Origin of the sequence: Actinoplanes sp. NBRC 103695, from assembly GCF_030269485.1 — a bacterium.
Classification (GTDB): Bacteria; Actinomycetota; Actinomycetes; order Mycobacteriales; family Micromonosporaceae; genus Actinoplanes.
In genome coordinates, this window is record NZ_BSTL01000005.1 from 333,033 (window position 1) to 351,499 (window position 18,467).

18 protein-coding genes and 1 pseudogene are annotated in these 18,467 nt (G+C 70.6%); 13 read left to right on the forward strand and 6 right to left on the reverse strand.

Annotated features, from left to right (window positions below):
- Positions 1–46 precede the first annotated feature (46 nt).
- Positions 47–499 (reverse strand): GNAT family N-acetyltransferase, encoded by a 453-nt coding sequence (locus tag QSK31_RS10445; RefSeq protein WP_285683329.1) that lies wholly within the window; start codon positions 497–499, stop codon positions 47–49.
- Between the two features lie 68 nt (positions 500–567).
- On the opposite strand from QSK31_RS10445, the gene QSK31_RS10450 reads away from it, so the two are divergent.
- The gene (locus tag QSK31_RS10450; RefSeq protein ID WP_285683131.1) at positions 568–1,026 is read left to right on the forward strand and encodes a potassium channel family protein; all 459 of its coding nucleotides are present in this window, start codon (positions 568–570) and stop codon (positions 1,024–1,026) included.
- Here the strand turns inward: QSK31_RS10450 and QSK31_RS10455 are convergent.
- Both QSK31_RS10455 and QSK31_RS10460 read right to left on the reverse strand, forming a co-directional pair.
- Positions 977–2,545, reverse strand: a complete 1,569-nt coding sequence (locus tag QSK31_RS10455; RefSeq protein WP_285683133.1) for an alpha/beta hydrolase — start codon at positions 2,543–2,545, stop codon at positions 977–979. The genes QSK31_RS10450 and QSK31_RS10455 overlap by 50 nt on opposite strands.
- A gap of 73 nt (positions 2,546–2,618) precedes the next feature.
- On the reverse strand, positions 2,619–3,686 hold the full coding sequence (locus QSK31_RS10460; RefSeq protein WP_285683135.1) for an ATP-dependent DNA ligase: 1,068 nt from the start codon (positions 3,684–3,686) through the stop codon (positions 2,619–2,621).
- Positions 3,687–3,792: 106 nt separating this feature from the next.
- Here QSK31_RS10460 and abmR point away from each other — a divergent pair, with 106 nt between their 5' ends.
- The 4 genes from abmR to QSK31_RS10480 all read left to right on the forward strand — a co-directional run bounded on the left by abmR (position 3,793) and on the right by QSK31_RS10480 (position 7,504).
- The gene (abmR, locus tag QSK31_RS10465) at positions 3,793–4,341 is read left to right on the forward strand and encodes an ATP-binding transcription factor AbmR (RefSeq protein ID WP_285683136.1); all 549 of its coding nucleotides are present in this window, start codon (positions 3,793–3,795) and stop codon (positions 4,339–4,341) included.
- 9 nt (positions 4,342–4,350) lie between these two features.
- The gene (locus tag QSK31_RS10470; RefSeq protein WP_285683138.1) at positions 4,351–5,055 is read left to right on the forward strand and encodes a HipA family kinase; all 705 of its coding nucleotides are present in this window, start codon (positions 4,351–4,353) and stop codon (positions 5,053–5,055) included.
- Positions 5,052–5,432 carry a DUF3037 domain-containing protein gene (locus QSK31_RS10475; protein ID WP_285683139.1) on the forward strand — a complete coding sequence of 127 codons (381 nt, stop codon included), beginning with the start codon at positions 5,052–5,054 and terminating at the stop codon, positions 5,430–5,432. Before QSK31_RS10470 ends, QSK31_RS10475 begins: the two co-directional genes overlap by 4 nt.
- 143 nt (positions 5,433–5,575) lie before the next feature.
- Positions 5,576–7,504, forward strand: coding sequence for a sensor histidine kinase (locus tag QSK31_RS10480; RefSeq protein WP_285683141.1), 1,929 nt, complete (start codon positions 5,576–5,578; stop codon positions 7,502–7,504).
- A 41-nt stretch (positions 7,505–7,545) separates the two neighbouring features.
- Here the strand turns inward: QSK31_RS10480 and QSK31_RS10485 are convergent, their stop codons facing one another.
- Positions 7,546–8,100, reverse strand: a complete 555-nt coding sequence (locus QSK31_RS10485; RefSeq protein WP_285683143.1) for a TetR/AcrR family transcriptional regulator — start codon at positions 8,098–8,100, stop codon at positions 7,546–7,548.
- A gap of 63 nt (positions 8,101–8,163) precedes the next feature.
- Here QSK31_RS10485 and QSK31_RS10490 point away from each other — a divergent pair, with 63 nt between their 5' ends.
- Positions 8,164–8,940 (forward strand): class I SAM-dependent methyltransferase, encoded by a 777-nt coding sequence (locus QSK31_RS10490; protein WP_285683144.1) that lies wholly within the window; start codon positions 8,164–8,166, stop codon positions 8,938–8,940.
- Between the two features lie 12 nt (positions 8,941–8,952).
- On the opposite strand, the gene QSK31_RS10495 is transcribed toward QSK31_RS10490, so the two are convergent.
- Positions 8,953–10,059, reverse strand: coding sequence for an MBL fold metallo-hydrolase (locus tag QSK31_RS10495; RefSeq protein ID WP_285683146.1), 1,107 nt, complete (start codon positions 10,057–10,059; stop codon positions 8,953–8,955).
- A gap of 107 nt (positions 10,060–10,166) precedes the next feature.
- Here QSK31_RS10495 and QSK31_RS10500 point away from each other — a divergent pair, with 107 nt between their 5' ends.
- The 7 genes and pseudogenes from QSK31_RS10500 (at position 10,167) to QSK31_RS10530 (ending at position 18,139) form a co-directional block, all read left to right on the forward strand.
- Positions 10,167–11,630, forward strand: coding sequence for a deoxyguanosinetriphosphate triphosphohydrolase family protein (locus QSK31_RS10500; RefSeq protein ID WP_285683148.1), 1,464 nt, complete (start codon positions 10,167–10,169; stop codon positions 11,628–11,630).
- A 218-nt stretch (positions 11,631–11,848) separates the two neighbouring features.
- Positions 11,849–11,970 (forward strand): annotated as a pseudogene (gene ligD / locus QSK31_RS10505) (non-homologous end-joining DNA ligase LigD); the annotation flags it as partial.
- 693 nt (positions 11,971–12,663) lie between these two features.
- Positions 12,664–13,650: a LacI family DNA-binding transcriptional regulator gene (locus QSK31_RS10510; protein ID WP_285683149.1), complete on the forward strand. Its 987-nt coding sequence runs from the start codon at positions 12,664–12,666 to the stop codon at positions 13,648–13,650.
- Positions 13,643–15,256 carry an FAD-dependent oxidoreductase gene (locus QSK31_RS10515; RefSeq protein ID WP_285683151.1) on the forward strand — a complete coding sequence of 538 codons (1,614 nt, stop codon included), beginning with the start codon at positions 13,643–13,645 and terminating at the stop codon, positions 15,254–15,256. The genes QSK31_RS10510 and QSK31_RS10515 overlap by 8 nt, the downstream gene beginning before the upstream one ends.
- A 15-nt stretch (positions 15,257–15,271) precedes the next feature.
- Positions 15,272–16,462 (forward strand): ABC transporter substrate-binding protein, encoded by a 1,191-nt coding sequence (locus tag QSK31_RS10520; protein WP_285683153.1) that lies wholly within the window; start codon positions 15,272–15,274, stop codon positions 16,460–16,462.
- A complete protein-coding gene (locus QSK31_RS10525; RefSeq protein WP_285683154.1) occupies positions 16,459–17,331 on the forward strand; it encodes a carbohydrate ABC transporter permease in 873 nt (290 codons plus the stop codon). Before QSK31_RS10520 ends, QSK31_RS10525 begins: the two co-directional genes overlap by 4 nt.
- Positions 17,321–18,139, forward strand: a complete 819-nt coding sequence (locus QSK31_RS10530) for a carbohydrate ABC transporter permease (protein ID WP_285683156.1) — start codon at positions 17,321–17,323, stop codon at positions 18,137–18,139. The genes QSK31_RS10525 and QSK31_RS10530 overlap by 11 nt, the downstream gene beginning before the upstream one ends.
- Here the strand turns inward: QSK31_RS10530 and QSK31_RS10535 are convergent.
- Positions 18,136–18,336: a hypothetical protein gene (locus tag QSK31_RS10535; RefSeq protein ID WP_285683158.1), complete on the reverse strand. Its 201-nt coding sequence runs from the start codon at positions 18,334–18,336 to the stop codon at positions 18,136–18,138. The genes QSK31_RS10530 and QSK31_RS10535 overlap by 4 nt on opposite strands.
- Positions 18,337–18,467: the final 131 nt, after the last annotated feature.

An 18,467-nucleotide genomic window follows, 5' to 3' on the forward strand; every position in this document is an offset into this window, starting at 1 on the left:
ACCCAGCGGGGCCGCCGCCGGCTGGCAGTTCACGGTTAACCGGGGCTCAGAGGGTGCGCTTCATGCCGACGTGCGTGGCCGCGAACCCCAGCGACTCGTAGAAGCGGTGCGCCTCGGCCCTGCTCTTGTCGCTGGTCAGCTGGGCGATGGCGGCGCCGCGGGCGCGTCCGCGGTCGAGGGCCCAGGTCATCATCTGCCGGCCCAGGCCCGCGCCGCGGCGATCGGAACGGACCCGTACCGCCTCGATCGTCATCCGCGCGGCGCCACCCCGGCTCAGCGACGGCGTGAACGTCAGCTGGAACGTGCCGACGACGTCGTCGCCGGCGCAGGCGACGATCAGCTCGTTGGACGGGTCGGCGTCGATCGCCTCGAAGGCCGCCCAGTGGGCCGCGTCGACGGACTCCGAGACGGCGCCGTCGCGGGCGCGGCTCACGTCGTCGTCGGCCAGCAGGGCGAGGATCACGGGTACGTCGGAGCGCTCCGCCGCGCGAAAGGTCAACACGCGGCCATCCTGACACGCCTGGTCGGCTGAGCCGGAACGTGGCGATGACCGGGCACGATGGCCGGATGCGAACCGTGCTGGTGCCCTTTCACAGGGCGTACCGGGGGCTGGTCTGGCTCGCCAACTCGCCCCGGATGCTCATCGTCGCCTACGGGATCCTGATCCTGATATGCGGCTCGCTCTACCCGCTCTTCGAGGACGACGTCTCGTTCGGGGACGGGATCTGGTGGGCGGTGGTCACCGCGACCACCGTGGGGTACGGCGACATCTCGCCCGAGTCGTGGCCGGCGCGCCTGATGGCGGCTCTGCTGATCTCGCTCATGGTGCTCGGTGTCGTGCCGCTGATCACGGCGCACTTCGCCAGCAAGCTGATCGTCGATCAGGACGCGTTCCGGCACGAGGAGCAGGAGGAGCTGAAGAACAACCTGCGCCTGGTGCGGACCCTGCTCGAGGAACTCGCCGAGCGGGGCGGGGTCACCGTGCCGGACAGCGCTGACCCTCCGCCGGCACCGTCAGGTCGATGAGGTAGCGGTCCACGGCGCTGGTGATGCAGCTGGTGCTCGGGTACGCCGTGTGCCCCTCGCCCTCCCAGGTCAGGACGCGCCCGGTGCCGAGCATGCCGGCCAGCTGGGCGGTGTTCTCGTACGGCGTCGCCGGGTCGCCGGTGGTGCCCACGACCACGATCGGCGGGGCGCCGGTGGCGGCGCCGACCGGGTAGGGGTCGCGCTTGCCGGGCCAGAACGTGCACGGCATCATCCCGATCGCCAGGGCCGCCCCGAACAGCGGGTATTTCGCCCGCCACTGGGTCTGCAGCTGCCGGATCGTCGCCAGCGACGGCGCGTCGTCGGTGTCCGCGCAGTTCACCGTGAGGTTGGCGTCGAAGAGGTTGGAGTAGCTGCCGTCCCGTTTGCGGTCGGCGTACTGGTCGGCGAGGTCGAGGACGCCCTTGGCATTGCCGGCCTGCAGGTCGTCGATGGCCTTGGCCAGGGACTTCCAGCCGGACTCGGTGTAGAGCGACGAGATCACGGCGACGAAGATCCAGCCGGAGGTCGCGTCCCTGCCGTCGGCGCCCTTGACCGGCGATGCTTTCGCCTTGGCCAGGGCGTCGGTGACCGCGCCGCGGGGGTCGGCCGAGATCGGGCACTCGGCGGCCGTGGCCCTGCACCAGGTGGTGAAGTTGGTGAACGCCCGCTCGAAGCCCTTGGCCTGCGACTCGGAACCGGCGATGTAGCCCTGCTCGGGGTCGACCGCGCCGTCCAGCACCAGGCCGCGCACCTTCTGCGGGAACAGCTGGGCGTAGGTGGCGCCGAGCAGCGTGCCGTACGAGTAGCCCAGGTAGGTCAGCTTGTCGTCGCCGACCGCGGAGCGCACCGCGTCCATGTCCTTGGCGGCCTGCTCGGTGGAGAAGTAGGCGAGCTGGTCGCCGTACTTGCGGCCGCAGCCCTCGGCGATCTTCTTGTTCAGCGCCGCGATCTCGTCGAACGCCGCCTGGTCGACCGGGTCGGGCTCGAACGCGAAGGACTCGTCCTGGTCCTTGCTGTCGATGCACTTGACCGGGCTGGACCGGCCGACGCCGCGCGGGTCGAAGCCGACGATGTCGAAGCGGTCGGTGATCTCGGTGGGCAGGCCGCCGAGCTGCTGGCCGAAGGAGAGGTAGACCGAGGTGTCGATGCCGGAGGCGCCGGGACCGCCGGGGTTGAGCACCAGCGAGCCGATCCGGTTCTTCTGGTCCTCGGCCCGGATCCGGATCATCTGGATGTCGTACGTCTCGCCGGATTTCGGCGCCGCCCAGTCACGCGGCACCGCGACCGCCGCGCAGTCGTAGCGCATGCCGGACGCGCCCCGGCCGACCAGCTGCTCGGGCACCTCGGGACAGGACTGCCAGTTCGCCACGGTGCCGGGCACCGACGGCGAGCGTGGCACCGCGCCGGGCGCGGCCGAGTCCGATCCGGACTCGTCGGGCGCGATCACCGGCAGCGTGCACCCCGCGGTGGCGATGAGAGCGGCGAGCAGGGCGACGACCAGGCGGGGGTGACGCGGCACGAGGCTGGACCCTTCTCCAGGGGGAGTTGACGCTGCGACCACGAAGGCTAGCCGGTGAGTCTGACAGGGGGCGTTACCGGCTCGTCAGCACCTCGGCGAGGTTGAACTGCACCGGGCGTTCCAGCTGCTCGTAGGTGCAGGTGCGCGGGTCGCGGTCGGGCCGCCAGCGCTCGAACTGGGCGGTGTGCCGGAACCGGGCGCCCTCCATGTAGTCGTAGCGCACCTCGACCACACGTTCCGGGCGCAGCGGCGTGAACGACAGGTCCTTGCCCGCGTTCCAGCGGCTGACCTCGTTCTTCCGCGGGGTGCGCTCGCCGGACAGGTGCGCCTCCCAGTTCCACGGGTGCCCCTCGAACGTGGTCACCAGCGGCTGCATCTGCTCGAACAGTTCCTCGCGCACGGCGATCGGGAACGCGCCGATCACGCCGACGGAGACCAGCTTGTCGTCCTCGCCGTAGAGGCCGAGCAGCAGCGAGCCGATCCGGTTGTCGGCGCTCTTGTGCACCCGGTAGCCGGCCACCACGCAGTCGGCGGTGCGCTTGTGCTTGACCTTGAACATCACGCGCTTGTCCGGCTCGTACACGATGTCCTTGGGTTTGGTGATGAGGCCGTCCAGGCCGGCGCCCTCGAACTCGTCGAACCACCGGCGGGCCGTCTCGAGGTCCTCGGTGGCCGGCGTCGTGTAGATCGGCGGCTTGGCGCCGGCCAGGCACTCCACCAGGCGGGCCCGGCGCTCGGCGAACGGCAGCTGCGTCAGGTCCTCGGAACCGAGGGCGAGCAGGTCGAACGCGACGAACCCGGCGGGGGTCTGCTCGCTGAGCAGCTTGACCCGGCTGGCCGCGGGGTGGATGCGCTGCTGGAGCGCCTCGAAGTCGAGGGTGTTGCGGGCGGTGTCGGCCACGATCACCTCGCCGTCGATCACCGCCCGGTCCGGGAAGTTGGCGAGGACCGCCTCGACCACCTCGGGGAAGTAGCGGGTCATCGGCTTCTCGTTGCGACTGCCGATCTCCACCTCGGCGCCGTCCCGGAAGATGATCGACCGGAAACCATCCCATTTCGGCTCGTAGATCTGCCCGGGCGGGATATCGGCGACCGGCTTGGCCAGCATCGGCTTCACAGGCGGGTTGATCGGCAGGTCCATCGCCACAGTCTGCCCTGATCAACGGGGGGACGAAGCCCGGGCTGTTCGCTGTGAGCGAACATACGGCGGTGGTCGGTAAGGCAAGTAACGGTGTAATCATGTAATCATGCGCTACCGACCCACTCCTCCGGGAGCACGAACCGAGCCGCCACCCGCCGACGACGCCGCCGCCTGGATCACCGGGGCGACCCCGGACACCTGGTTCACCGAACCGCCCGAGGTCGTCATCGACCGCGACGAGATCATCATCTGGGGCCGGGTGAACCAGGCCGAGCTGGGCGCCGACGCCTCCGACGCCGACCGGGCCGCCGCCCAGGCCGGCCGGATCAACCAGTTCCGCGAGGACACCCGCGACGACCGGATCCGGGTCGCCCGCCAGGTCGAGCACCGCTACCAGCGCAAGGTCGCCTGGGGCGTGCGCTGCGGCGACACCAGCGAGCTGTTCACCCACCTCGCCGCGCCGGTGATGACCCGGCTCCGCCAGGCCGAGCGTCAGGTGCTCGACACGCTCGTCGACGCCGGTGTGGCCCGGTCCCGCTCCGAGGCGCTGGCCTGGTGCGTCAAGCTCACCGGCGAGCACACCGAGGAGTGGCTGGGCGAGCTGCGCGCGGCGATGTCCAAGGTCGACGAGGTGCGCCGGCAGGGCCCTGCATAAGCTGACCGCGTGCTTCGCCAGGTCACCGCCACCCGTTACGTCACCCCGCTGCGGGAGGGCGGCTCGCTGCCCGGGGTCGTCGAGGCCGACGACGAGGGCACCTACGTGGTCAAGTTCCGCGGCGCCGGGCAGGGCCCTAAGGCGCTGGTCGCCGAGATCATCGCCGGCGAGCTGGCCCGGCGCCTCGGCCTCCCGGTCCCCGAGCTCGTGGTGGCCGGCCTCGACCCGGTGGTGGCCCGGGCCGAGCCCGACCAGGAGGTGCAGGAGCTGATCAAGGCAAGCGCCGGCGCCAACCTGGGGATGGACTTCCTGCCCGGAGCCCTCGGGTACGAGCCGTCGGCGCACCCGGTCGACGCGGAACTGGCCGGCCGGATCGTCGCGTTCGACGCCTTCGTGGAGAACGTGGACCGCAGCTGGCGCAACCCGAACATGCTGATCTGGCACCGCGACCTGTGGCTCATCGACCACGGCGCCAGCCTCTACTTCCACCACGACTGGGACCGCGCCGAGCGGGTGGTGCTGCGGCCGTTCCGGGCCGGCGATCACGTGCTCAGGTCGTACGCGACGAAGGCTCTTGATCCTCCGGTCGTGACCCCGGACCTGCTCGCCGAGGTGGTCGCACTGGTGCCGCCCGAGTGGCTGGACGTGCCGCCGGAGCGCTATGTGGACCATCTCGCCGCCCGTGCCGCCCGGCCGGAGGCGTGGCTGCCATGAGGATCCCTTACGAGTACGCCACCATCCAGGCCTGCCCGCGGGTCGAGCGCGGCGAGCTGATCAACGTGGGCGTGCTGCTCTACTGCCACCGGACCGACTTCCTGGAGGCGGGCATCCTGCTCGTGCCGGAGCGGCTGCTCGCCCTGGACCCGGCCGCGGACGTGCACGCGGTGCGGACCGCCCTCGGCGCGTGGGTGGCCGCGTGCGCGGGCGGCGGCCAGGCGCACGGCATGTCGCTGGGCGAGCGTTTCCGCTGGATGGTGGCACCGCGCAGTACGATCCTGCGGGCCGGCGCGGTACACATGGGACTGGCGGCGGACCCGTCCGAAGAGCTCGATCGGCTGGTCGACAAGCTGGTCCGGGTGGACGGCCCGTAAGTTTCGGGGAAATCCCGGAATTGTCGGTTGCCTGACATTAGGCCCGTGGTCTGAACCCAGGGCGGCCCGCGGGAGTAATTCAGGTCATGCGAAGGAAACCGAGATCCATTCGCTCGAAGATCATTTTAGCTCTCCTGGTCCCCGTGGTGGCACTGATCGGGCTGTGGACCCTGGACCTGAGCGTGTCGGTCGCCGACGCGGCGGCGCTCCGGGACAGCTTTCACACCCGGGACAATCTGAGCCTGCCCGTCGACCGGATGGTGACGGCGCTGCAGGCCGAGCGGAGCGCGTCCGTGGAGACGCTGGCGGCCGGCCGGGACATCGCCGCGCTGAGCGACGAGCGGCTGGCGACCGACGTGAAGATCACCGAGTTCCGGAAGCTCTCCCAGCTCTACCGGGGCAGTGGCATCTCCGCCGACATCGCCCGGTCCCGGATCGCCGACATGAGCACCGCCTTCGACGCCCTGGCCCAGCTGCGCATGAGGGTCAACGCCGCCGACATCAGCGGCTCCGAGGTGGTGAGCGGGTACGCCGGCGTCATCGGCTACGCCTTCACGGTGTCGACGGCCGCCGCCACCTCCAGCTCTCCGCTGGTGGAGCGGGTCATCCGTACGGGGGTCGGCCTGCGCCGGGCCGGCGAACTGCTCCACCAGGAGGACGCCCTGCTCACCGGCGTGACGACGGCGGCCCGCTTCGGCCCCGGGGAGTCCCGGCAGCTGATCGAGGTGGTCGGGGCCCTGCGCTTCCAGATCCCCACCGCCGGTTCCACGTTGCCGGCGCCGGACCAGGCCGCCTACAAGGAGATGCTGCGCAGCCCCGAGTTCTCGGCGCTGCGGGCCGTCGAGGACCAGCTCCTCCGGGCCGGAACTTCCGGAGATCCGGTGCCGACGACGGCGGCCGTCTGGAAGACCACCTTCACCCCGGCCATCCGGCAGTTCTACGGCTTCCTCTCGAGCGGCTACGACAAGGCCGTCGCCTTCGCGACGGCGGAACGGGACCGGATCATCGTCCGGTTCGTCATCTCCGGCGTCCTGGGCCTGATCGCGATCGTGACGTCGCTGCTGCTGTCGATCCACATCGGCGGTTCGGTGGTGCGGCGGCTGACCGTTCTGCGGACGGCGGCGACCGACCTCGCCCAACGGCTGCCGGGGACGGTCCGGCGGCTCCGCACCGGAGAACAGACCGGGGAGCAGGTCGACGTGGACGGCACCACGTTACGGCTCGCCCTCGGCGACGACGAGATCGCGGACGTCGGGTCCGCCCTGACCGAGGTGCAGCGGAGCGCGATCGACGCCGCGGCCGGCGAGGCCGCCCTCCGGTACGACCTGAACCGGGTGCTGGTCAACATCGCCCGCCGCAACCAGACGCTGATCGACCGGCAGCTCGAAGCCCTGAACTCCGGCGACCGGTCCACCGCGCGAGCCGGGCAACTCGCCGCCCAGATGCGCCGGCACGCCGACCACCTGGTGATTCTCGCGGGCTCGGCGCGGAGCCGGCGCGGGCTCGGCCCCGAAACGCTGGCCGGCATCATCACCCGGGTCGCGGGCGAGGTGGAGCACGCCGAGCGGATCGAGATCGGCGCGATGGCGGACGCCGAGGTGCCGGAGCCGGCCGTGACCGACATCGGGCATCTGCTCGCGGAGCTGCTGGAGAACGGCACCACCTTCTCGCCGCCGGGCACTCCGGTGCGGGTGTCGGCGCGACCGGCGCCGGACGGGATCGTGGTCGAGATCGAGGATCACGGCCTGGGGATGTCGGCGTCCGCACTGGAGGAGACCAATCGCCGGCTCACCCAGCCGCAGGACTTCGACCCCGGCACGAGCAACCGGCTCGGCCTGTTCGTGGTCGGGCGACTGGCCGCCGAGCGGGGGATCGGCGTGGTCCTCCGGCCGTCCGGCGACCGGGGCATCACGGCGACGGTGCAGATCCCGGCCGAGCTGGCGGCGCCGCTGTCCCCGGCCGCGCCGGGATCATCACCAAACCGAGCGGGGGTGACCGTTTCCGCGCTGGTCGGGACGGTCACGTCGGCCGGCCGCGGCACGCCCCGGCACGCCGCCGAAAAGAGGGCCTAGAGAGCCGAGACCGGATAGGCCCGTCGTCGGCGAGACACCCGTCAGCGGCTGGACCGGAGAGCGGCGGCGACCACGCGCTCGAAGTCGTCCTCCTCGGCGGCGGCGATCAGATGGCTGGAGCCGACCAGCATCAGCGCCATCGAGTCCACGTCCGCGTCCGGCGCCAACCGGCCGGCGCCGCGCTCGGCCGCCAGGTAGGCCGTGATCATTTTCATCGCGTCGGCCGCCATCGGGATGCCGGGCTGCCCGGCGGCTCGCAGCCGGGCGCGCAGCTCGTCGCGGGCGATGATCAGGCTCAGCATCACGCCGGCCACCGACCCGAAGACGTCGCGCAGCGCATCGGCCAGGTTGCCCTCGACCGTGCCCTCTCCCACGCGTGCCAGCAACCCGTCGCGGCGGGTGGCGAGCCAGCCGATGCGGTCCAGGACGAGCTCGGCGAGGAAGGCGTCGAAGTCGGCGAAGTGCCGGTGCAGCACACCCTTGGCGACACCCGCCTCAGTGGTGACGGCGCGGCTGGTCAGGGCGTTGACCCCGTCCCTGAGGAGCACGCGTTCGGCCGCGGTGAAGAGCTGCTCCCGTACGTCTCGAATGGCCACGCCGGTCGGCATCCGCACCCTTTCCTCTGGCTTGAGTGGGCACGTGCCCACTAAGGTGGGCGCATGCCCACTATAGAACCTCAGCCGCACGAGCACCGCGACGTCGCCGAGTCGTTCGGCGCCCAGGCCGAGCGCTACGACCGGGCCCGCCCCGACTACCCCACCGAGATCATCGACCGCATCGTCCGGGAAGCGCCCGGCCCGCGCATCCTCGACGTGGGCATCGGCACCGGCATCGCCGCCCGCCAGCTCCAGCAGGCTGGCTGCACCGTGCTGGGCGTCGAGCCGGACGAGCGGATGGCGGCCCTGGCCCGCGGCGGCGGCACCGACGTCGAGGTCGCCACGTTCGAGGACTGGGAGCCGCGCGGCCGCACCTTCGACGCCGTGGTCGCGGCCCAGGCCTGGCACTGGGTGGACCCGCTCGCCGGCGCCGTGACCGCCGCCGGGGTGCTGCGGCCCGGGAGCCGGCTGACCGTGTTCTGGAACGTCTTCCAGCCCCCGCCCGAGGTCGCGTCCGTCCTGGCCGGCGCCTTCAGCCGCTTCGTACCCCAGGCGCCCGCGTTCTTCGACCGCCCGGCCATCGACCTCTACCGGTCGATGATGGACAGCGCCGGCCAGGGCATGATCCAGGCCGGCGCCTTCCACCCGCCCGAGGAGTGGCGCCGGCCGTGGACGCGCCACTACACCAGGGCCCAGCTGCTCGAAATGCTGCCCACCACGGGCGGTATGACGCGGTTGCCCGCCGACACCCGCACCGCGATCCTCGCCGACCTGGCCACCGGCCTGGTCGACACGACGATCCACTACACGACGGTCGCGGTGACCGCGCGCCGCCGCTGAACAGATCGACGCTCAGGCGACGGACTGCCACCAGCCGTCGACCGGGGGCGGGGCGTCGACGTCGACGCGCTCGCCGGGGCGGGGGATCGCCAGGCGCACGTCGCGGGCCTTGGCCTCGGCCCAGACCCGGTCGGCCGGCTCCGACCAGTCGTGCAGGGCCAGGTTGAAGGTGGCCCAGTGCACCGGGATCATCAGGCCGCCCTGGACGTCGACGTGAGTGGCGACGCCGTCCTCGGGCAGCATGTGGATGTCCGGCCACTGGTCGCCGTACGCGCCGATCTGCACCAGGGTGACGTCGAACGGACCGTGCTCCCGGCCGATCTCGGCGAAGCCGTCGAAGTAACCCGTGTCGCCGGAGTAGAACGCCTTGCGGGTCGGGCCGGTGATCACCCACGACGACCAGAGGGTCTCGTCGCGGGTGAGGCCGCGGCCGGAGAAGTGGCGGGCGGGGGTGGCGATGAACTCGACGCCCGCGACGGTGTGACGCTCGTTCCAGTCGAGCTCGATGATGCGGGTCGGCGGGACACCCCAGCGCTCCAGGTGGGCGCCGACGCCGAGCGGGACCAGGAACGGCGCCGCCTGCAGGTCGACCAGGTTGCGGATCGACTCCATGTCCAGGTGGTCGTAGTGGTCGTGGGAGATCAGCACGGCGTCCAGTGGAGGCAGCTCGCGCAGCGCGACCGGCGGCTCGTGCAGGCGGCGCGGGCCGGCCACCCGGGACGGGGAGCAGCGGTCGCCCCAGACCGGGTCGACCAGGACGCGGCGGCCCTCGATCTCGATCAGGGCGGACGAGTGCCCGTACCAGATCACCGAGAGCCCGGACGCATCCGAGTCCGGAGCCTTGACCAACGGGATCGGCGCGTGCGGGTGCCGCCGGTCGGTGTCGCGCAGCGATTTGACGATCATGCCGGGCATGCCGGCCGGCGTGAGCAGCTCGGTGGCCGCGACGGTATTGCGGAACTTGCCGTCCCGGAACTGCGGCGAGCGCCGGATCCGGTCGAGCCGCTCGCCGGATGCGCGGCGCGCGCCCATCTGCTTGGGAAGGTCCTTCACCAGCCAGGCCAGTGCGGCACCCGCCCCTAGAGCGAGTAGTGCACCGGTTCGTCCTCTTTTAGCCATTACCTAAGCCCTCCCACACAGCCCCTGATCGACCAAGTCTGACCGGGATCAAGGGCTCTCTGCCACCGGGCCCCTCAGCAGGTTCTCAGCATCCATAAGATCGGGTGATGACCGACCCCCGCGCCCGACGGATGTTCGGCGACGGCCTCCTGGCACCGGGCGATCTGGCGCTGAGCCCGTTCCGGGTGGACCGGGACCGGATCGTGAGCAGCCCGTTCTTCGCCCGGCTCGGTGGCGTCACCCAGGTGATCAGCCCGGGCGGCATCGGCCTGCTGGTGCACAACCGGCTCACCCACAGCCTGAAGGTGGCGCAGGTGGCCCGGGCGATCGCCGAGCGGCTGGCCGCCGGCGAGCAGGGGCCGCTGCTGGAGAAACTGGGCGGCTGCGACCCGGACGTGGTGGAGGCGGCGGCGCTGGCGCACGACCTGGGGCACCCGCCGTTCGGGCACCTGGGCGAGCGGACGCTGGACCAGCTCGCCCGGTCGCGGCTGCGGCTGCGGGACGGGTTCGAGGGGAACGCACAGTCGTACCGGATCGTGACCAGCACGGAGATCCGCGGGCAGGCCACGATCGGGTTGAACCTGACGGCGGCGACCCGGGCGGCGATCCTGAAGTACCCGTGGACGCGCCGGTCGCATCCGGTGCCGCATCCGCGCTTCATGGATCCGGTGCCCCGGGGCGCGGCGGCGCCGGCCGACGATCCGGACGGCGGGTCGGTGAAGTTCGGGGCGTACTCCACCGAGGTGGACGACATGACGCAGGCGCGCGCGCCGTTCGCGGGGCTGGTCGCGGACTGGCAGCAGACGGTCGAGGCCTCGGTGATGGACACGGCGGACGACATCGCGTACGCCATCCACGATCTCGAGGATGTGCATCGGGTCGGCGTGCTGCAGCCGGGTGCGGTGGCCGCCGAGCTCACCGCCTGGCAGCGGCACTCGGCGGCGGAGACCGGGCCGGGCAGCGCGATCGAGTCACTGCGGCGGCAGCTGCACCGCAAGGACGCGTGGATGGCCGACGACGAGGCGTTCGCGGCGGCGGTGGAGAAGGTCCGCGCCGAGCTCGTCGACGGGCTGCTGGCGGCGCCGTTCGACGGGTCGTTGAGGGCGGAGGCTCAGGTGGCGGCCTTCTCGGCGACGTGGACGCAGCGGCTGGTGGAGTCGGTGCGGGCGACCGACCAGCCGGCCGTCCGCTCGGGTCACGTGCTGCTGGCGCCGGCCCAGTGGCACGAGGTGCAGATCCTCAAGTTCGTCCAGAACCGGTTCGTGCTGGCCCGGCCGGACCTGGCGCTGATCCAGCGCGGCCAGGCCCGCCTGCTGGCCACCCTGGTGGAGGCGCTGCTCTCCTGGCTGACCGACCCGGACGAGACGGACCGGCTCCCGACCCGCCTGCGCGACCTGGTCGAGCTCGCCGAGGCGGAGCTTCCGGAGGGTACGCCGGACCGGGTGTCCCGGGCGCGCGGCCGGGCGGTCGTCGACTTCGTCGCGGCACTCACCGACAACCAGGCGATGGGCCTGATGGACGCGCTGACCGGACGCTCCCGGCAGCTCTGGACCGACGCCTTCGTCCTCTGAACGGTCGGGCTGAGGTATCAGGCGGCAGATGCTTCGATCTTCCGCCGGTCTTCCGCCGAAACGTAGCTCCAATGCCCGTCCGAAGGTCCTCGCCGGACGAATCGGTCGAGTGGTTTCGGCGTAAGGGTCGATGGCGAGGAACAGGGCGGGGGCGCCGTCACCGAAGTCGGCGAGGCTATGCCTTGGCTCGGGCAGATAGCTCGAGATCAAAAGGCTAGCGGGTCTTCATCGACTACAACCAGATGGCCGCGACCGTACGATCGCCTGCGCCTACTCCCTGCAGGCCAAAGCCTGGGCCACCGTCTCCATGCCGGTGACGCGAGAGGCGCTAGATACCGTACGCGGTGAAGGTCTGATCGGTCGTCCTTCCCGGTGCGTGGCGTTGCTGCCGGCGTCTCCGCTGGGTGTGGGGTTGGGCCGGGTTGCCAGGCGCCCCGGTGCCCGCTCACCGTCACTGCCGCCGCTCGCGGTGGTAGCCGGGCACGACGGTGGTAGCCGGGCACGACGGTGGTAGCCGGGCGTGAGAGTGGTAGCTGAAGGCGGCATCTGCGGCGTTGGCGGCCGGCCCGGCCGTTGCGCGCCGCCCGCACCGGCCGGCCGGTGGTAGGAGCGGGCGCTATCCACCGAGCTTCCCCCGCTCTGAGCTACCACGCGCGCGGACCGTGGTGGCTCAGAGCGGTGTTTCGGCCCGGATGCCGCTCTGTCCCACCACTGCGTGCCTAGTCCTACCGCTCCCGCCCGCTCCTACCACCGGACCGTGCCCGGCCACGGCCGCGAGCGGCGGCAGCGACAGTGAGCGGGCGCCGGGGCGCCTGGCACACCCGCATGGGCCCGCCGCCACGCGATGGCGGCGGCAGCAACCGTGAGCGGGCACCCGGGCCGCACGGCAAGTGGTTGATCCGGGGCCCGGCGGAGCGGGCGCGCGGGTCGGTGTGCGCTAATACCTATTACCAAACGACTTTCTCTTGACCGACGTGTTTCGGCGACGTCATAGTTCTGCGCAAGGCTTTACTAATGCGTATTAGGGAGCGCCGTGGGGCGGGTTACGCAGCAGGACATCGCTCGGATGACCGGGGTCAGTCAGGCCACCGTGTCGCTGGTGCTGAACGGGCGGGCGGACGCCGACGTGCGGATCGCGCCGGAGACCCGGGAGCGGGTTCTCAAGGCGATTCGGAGCACCGGGTACGTCGCCGATCCGATCGCCCGGCGGCTCGCCAGCCGGCACAACCGGATCCTGGGCGTGTTCACCTACGAGTCGGTGTTCCCGGCGGGGCTGGGCGACTTCTACCACCCGTTCCTGGTCGGCATCGAGGAGTGCGCCGAGCGGGTCGGCTGCGATCTGCTGCTGCTCACCAGCGCTCCGGTCGTCGACGGGCGGCGGCGGATCTTCCATCAGGACAACCGGTTGCGGCTGGCCGACGGGTGCGTGCTTCTCGGCCGGTCGCTCGACCCCACCGAGCTCGCCCGCCTGCTCGCCGAGGGGCTGCCCTTCGTCAGCGTGGGACGCCGGGACGACGCCGGTGGGCCGGTTCCGTACGTCGGCGCCGACTATCCGGGCGCCACGGCCGCCCAGGTGCGGGCCGCGAAGGAGCTGGGCCACGAACGGATGGTCTACGTCGGCCAGGGCGAGGGGCCCGAGTCGCACGCCGACCGGTGGACGGGGTTCCGGAGCGAGGCGGACGGCGCCCACGTCACGGAGGTCGACCTGGACAAGGTGCTCCGCAGCAGGCCCACGTGCGTGTTCGTCGAGGAGTACGCGGACGGGGTCGCTCTCATGCGGCAGGCGGAGGACGCCGGTCTGCGCGTACCCGAGGATCTGTCCTTTGTGGCCCTGGGTGACCCCACCCGGCCGGCCGTCACCGACCGTGAGCTGACCGGGTTTCGCATTCCGCGACGGGCGATGGGGTGGCAGGCGGTCGAGGTGCTGATGGACCTGCTCGAAGGGCGACCGGGCGAACGGCAACGACTCCTGCCGTGTGAGCCGGTGCGGGGCGCCACGCTGGCGGTGGCCCGTGCGTGAGACGTATGGGCGTGAGATGCATGCGGACGTCGTGGTGATCGGCGGCGGGCTGGGTGGGGTGGCCGCGGCGATCGCCGCGCTGCGGGCCGGGCGGTCGGTGCTGCTCTCCGAGGAGTACGCCTGGCTCGGCGGCCAGCTGACCAGTCAGGCGGTGCCGCCGGACGAGCACAGCTGGGTCGAGAGTTTCGGGGTGACCGCGTCCTATCGGGCACTGCGGGACGGGATCCGCGACTACTACCGGCGGCACTACCCGCTGACCGGACGGGCGCGCGGGACACGGGATCTGAACCCGGGCGCGGGCCACGTGAGCCGGCTGTGTCACGAGCCGCGAGTCGCCGTCGCCGTGATCGAGAGCATGCTGACCCCGTACCGGAGCACCGGTCTCTTAAGGGTCTTGCAGCCGGCGAAGCCGGTGAGCGCGACCACCGACGGGGATCGGGTGACGTCGGTGACGGTGACCCACGACGGCGCCGAGATCGTGCTGACCGGGCCCTATGTGCTGGACGCGACCGAGACCGGCGAGCTGTTGCCGATGACCGGGACGGAGTTCGTGACCGGGTTCGAGTCGCAGGGCGAGACCGGGGAGCCGAGCGCGCCTGCTTCTCCCAGTGCGAGCAACATGCAGGCGTTCTCGGTCTGCTTCGCGATCGACCAGGTGGACGGCGATCACACCATCGACCGGCCGGCCTCCTATGCCCGGTGGCGCGACCACCAGCCCGATTTCTGGGGCGCGCCGATGCTGTCCTGGCAGACCCCGAATCCCCGCACCCTGGAGACGTCGACCCGCAGCTTCACGCCCAACCCGGACGACGACCCGTGGCTGGTGTCCGCGGATCAGCGGGTCAACCCGGGGGACGGCAACCTGTGGACGTTCCGGCGGATCGCGGCGCGGCGGAACTTCGTCGACGGCTTCTATCCGAGCGACATCTGCCTGGTGAACTGGCCGATGATCGACTACTTCGAGGAGCCGCTGATCGGGGCGCCCGCGCCGGCGGAGGTCGAGCAACGGGCCCGTGAGCTGTCGATGTCCGTCTTCTACTGGCTGCAGACCGAGGCGCCGCGGCCGGACGGCGGGACCGGGTGGCGGGGGCTGCGGCTGCGCGGCGACGTCACCGGTGGCGCGGACGGGCTGGCGATGGCGCCGTACATCCGCGAGTCGCGGCGGATCCGGGCCGAGTACACGATCGCCGAGCAGGACCTGTCGCTGGCGGTGCGCGGCGACAAGGGCGCGGTGTCGCACGCCGACGCGGTCGGGGTCGGCATGTACCGGATCGACCTGCACCCGTCGACCGGCGGCGACAACTACATCGACGTGGCGTCCTGCCCGTTCGAGCTGCCGCTGGGGGCGCTGATCCCGCGGCGTACCGAGAACCTGCTGCCGGCGGGCAAGAACATCGGCACCACCCACATCACCAACGGCTCGCACCGGCTCCACCCCACCGAGTGGAACGCCGGGGAGGTGGCCGGTGCGCTGGCCGCCTTCTGCCTGGACCGGGCGGTCACCCCGCGCGCGGTCCGCAACACCCCGGCCCTGCTGGCCGACTTCCAGCAACGTCTGACCGCCGACGGCGTCGAGCTGCGCTGGCCCGACGTCAGTGGTTATTAGAAAAGGACCCTCCCGATGAAGATCCGAGCGATAACAGCGGCCGTTGTGCTGCTCGCGGGGCTGGCCGGATGCGGCGGCCAGCCCGCCTCACACAATGTCACCCTGCGGATGACGACATGGTCGAACAACGAGGCCCACGTCAAGCTGTTCACCGAGATCGCGGCTTCCTACAAGCAGACCCATCCCGATGTGACCGTGCGGTTCGACGCGCTGCCGTTCGAGAGCTACACGACGACCGTCACCACTCAGATCGCCGGGGGCAATCCGCCCGACCTGGCGTGGGTGCTGGAGAACGCGGCGCCGGACTTCGTCTCGTCCGGGGCGCTGGCGCCGCTCGACGGGGCGATCGAGAACGAGTCCGATCTCACCGAGGCGGCCACCAAGCTGTGGCGCCAGGACGGCAAGCTCATCGCGTACCCCTTCAGCACCTCGCCCTTCGGCGTCTTCGTGAACACCGACCTGATCAAACAGCTCCCCGAGCCGTGGACGTGGGAGAGCGCGATGGCGGCGGCCGCCAGGTCGAAGGGTCTGGTCGTGCGGGACTTCGACTACAAGAACTGGGACAACCTGGCCACGATCTTCCAGGGCTGGGGCGCCGAGGCGTGGAGCGCGGACGGGAAGACGTGCGGCTTCAACCAGCCGGCGATGGTGGACGCGATGACGTTCATCCACAAGTCGATCTTCACCGACGAGGCGATGCCCGGGCCCGGCACGTCGGCGGACTTCTTCGCCGGTGAGGCCGCGATGACCGTCACCCAGATCTCGCGGGCGTCGCTGCTCAAGGACGCGAAGTTCAGGTGGACGCTGGTGCCGCTGCCGGCCGGGCCGAAGGGGGAGTACTCGGTGATCGGGCAGGGCGGCGTCGGGGTGCTGAAGAAGGGCAAGCAGGCGGACGCGGCCAAGGACTTCCTGACCTTCTTCACCAACGCCGGCAACTCCGCGAAGCTGGCGCAGTTCTTCCCGCCGCCGCGCAAGTCGCAGCTGACGGCCGCGTCGCTGGCGAAGGCGAACCCGTTGCTCGAGCCGGAGCAGTTGCAGGACGTGGTGATCAACGGGATCGAGACCGGTGTGGTGAAGCCGTCACACACGTCGAACGCCGAACTGTCCCAAACGGTCCGGAGCGCTCTGGATCCCTTGTGGAAGCCGGACGCCGACGTGCCTGCCGTCCTGAACGGAGTATGCACAGCGATTCAGCCACTGTTGTGAGAAATCGCGATTCCCTCACGGCGTACCTGTTCATCGCGCCGCAGCTGGCCGGGACCGTCGCCTTCGTACTGGTCCCGCTGGCGCTGGTGGTCTGGTACAGCCTGCACGAGTGGAACGTGCTGGCCGACACCTTCGACTTCGTCGGCACGGAGAACTACCGGCAGCTGGCCGCCGACCCGAAGCTGCCGTCGGTGCTCGGGGCGACCGCGCTCTTCTCGATCGGGCTGGTCGTCCTCAACCTGGCGCTCGCACTGCTGCTCGCCGTGCTGCTCGACCAGCGACTGCGAGGGACCACGTTCTTCCGGGTGGTGTTCTTCTCGCCGGTCGTGGTGTCGCTGGTGGCCTGGACCATCGTGTGGGGCTTCATGCTGCAGAGCAACGGAGGCGTCAACGGGTTGCTCGACGCCGTCGGCATCCAGGGGCCGAACTGGCTGCGCTCCGGCGGCACCGCGATGGCCTCGGTGATCGTGGTGCAGGTCTTCAAGAACGTCGGGCTCAACATGGTGCTGTTCCTGGCCGCGCTCCAAGGGGTGCCCGCTTCTTTGTACGACGCGGCCCGGGTCGACGGAGCAACCGCCTGGACCACGTTCCGACGAATCACCCTGCCGATGATCAGCCCGACGATCCTGCTCACGTCGATCATCACGGTGGTCGGGTCGCTGCAGGTCTTCGCGCAGATCGCCGTGCTGACCCAGGGCGGGCCGGGCACGTCGACCACGGTGCTCGTCTACTACCTCTACCAGCAGGCGTTCCAGTTCCACGCGTTCGGATACGGCTCCACGCTCTCGGTGCTGCTCTTCCTGATCGTGCTCGTGCTCACGGTCTTCCAGTGGCAGATGCGTCGAAGGTGGGTCTTCCATGAGAACTAAGATCATCGGGTACGGGTTGCTCTGCCTTTTGTGCGTGCCTTTCGTCTTCCCCACCTGGTGGATGGTCACGTCCTCATTGAAGTCGAACGCTTCCATGTTCGCCTTCAGCCTGTGGCCGAAAGACCCGTCGTTCCAGGCCTGGCGCGACGTCTTCACGCTGCAGCCGTTCGCGCAGCAGTACTTCAACTCTGCTTACATCGCGCTCGTGGTCACCCTCGGGACGCTGGTGGTGTCGTCGATGGCCGGGTACGCGTTCGCCCGCATCCGTTTCCGCGGCCAGAACGTGCTCTTCCTGGTCGTGCTGACCGGCCTGCTGATCCCCAGCGAGGTCACCATCGTCCCGCTGTTCCGGATGTTCAACGCCGCCGGCCTGGTGGACACCCACTGGCCGCTGATCCTGGTGCCGATCTTCGGTGCGCCGAGCGTGCTGGCGACGTTCATCATGCGGCAGTTCTTCATCACGCTGCCGGGCGAGCTCGAGGAGGCGGCGCGGATGGACGGGCTCAGCCGCCCGGCCATCTTCCGTCGCATCGCGTTGCCCCTGGCCCGCCCGGCGCTCGGCGCGGTGGCCATCTTCACCTTTCTGCACAGTTGGAACCTCTACCTGGAACCGATCGTGTTCATCAGCTCGTCGTCGAAGTTCACGCTCCCGCAAGCGTTGACGCAGTTCACGGACGCCTACTCGGGTCCGCTGTGGAACGTGCAGCTGTCAGCGGCGTCGATGACAGCGATCCCGGTGCTGATCGTCTTCGTGGTGGCCCAGCGGCAGTTCATCGAAGGGCTGGCGCACACCGGCCTGAAGGGCTAACTCATCGTGGCCGCGAGCGTGACCAGCAGGGCGATGGCGCCCATGGCGAGGACGAAGGTGTGCCGCCAGGCGGTGCGCCGGGCGCCCCCGACGGCTTGCTTGGCGTACTTGAGATCCCGCCAGGCCGCGTGGGTGCGGCCGGCGCGATAGCCGATGACCAGCACGGTCCCGACCATGATGAGAGAGGCGACGCTCACTGCCGAACTCTGGTGGTGCGACATGCGGACCCCCTGGAGACGCGTAGCGGCTGTGGAAGCTCAGTGTGGGGTTCCGCCGCGGGCAAAACCAGGGGATTGATGGTCCTAAAAACACATAAAAACCCCGCTTG